The sequence below is a fragment of the Acinetobacter sp. LMB-5 genome, assembly GCF_001541635.1.
GTDB classification, from domain to species: Bacteria; Pseudomonadota; Gammaproteobacteria; order Pseudomonadales; family Moraxellaceae; genus Acinetobacter; species Acinetobacter pittii.
The window spans coordinates 1-643 of sequence record NZ_LRDR01000041.1 but is presented as its reverse complement, the minus strand read 5'-3'; the positions used below and the strand labels follow the sequence as shown (position 1 = coordinate 643).

Annotated in this window: 1 protein-coding gene; it reads right to left on the bottom strand. The window is 41.7% G+C overall.

The features are described from left to right. Positions 1-150: 150 nt before the first annotated feature. Positions 151-643 (bottom strand): hypothetical protein (locus AW165_RS19810; RefSeq protein WP_171254268.1); only part of this gene is annotated, 493 nt, incomplete at its 5' end.

Genomic DNA, 643 nt, shown 5'->3' with positions numbered 1-643 from the left:
TTGACGGCGGAAGACCAAAAATAAAAATTCGGAAGACCAAAAATAAAAACAATATACAGCGTTTTAATGTGAGATTTAGCGGGATTTAGTGGGATTAAGTGAGATGCAATAGCTATAAATCCAAGCTCTCGCACCTCACTAATAGTGGTGCTATGTTGTACTTTTCAGTATGTACAATTCCCATGATGTGATTTTTGCTGTGTGCTTACCTGTGTCGAAAACACCGCTCGCTGCAGTGTAAACATCAAACTCAACCCAGCCTCTCCCTGACCATTTAGTGACATCTCTAATATCTTTAGTTATAGCTGTCCACCATGCGCCGTCCGTGTCTGATGTTTCAAACACCCCGCCTGAGTTCAAAATGATTTTGTATTTGTTGGTGCCATGTTGCCATGACGTTGGTGAGTATGACGTTTTTACTGAACCACGCTTTGTTAAGCTTTCATTCCTGAATTCAAAATCCAAAACTCCCGAGTCAACCAAAATCCATTCCGTGCGAGGAGCATCAAGAGCCTCTTGAGCTTTAGAGTTTATTAAACCTAGTGCATATTCAGATGCTGCAAGCTCATGGCTAGTGCCATCAATTTTATCAGATAATTTTGACAGAAAGTGCTGCGCAGTACGAAGCGGTGACATCCAAACG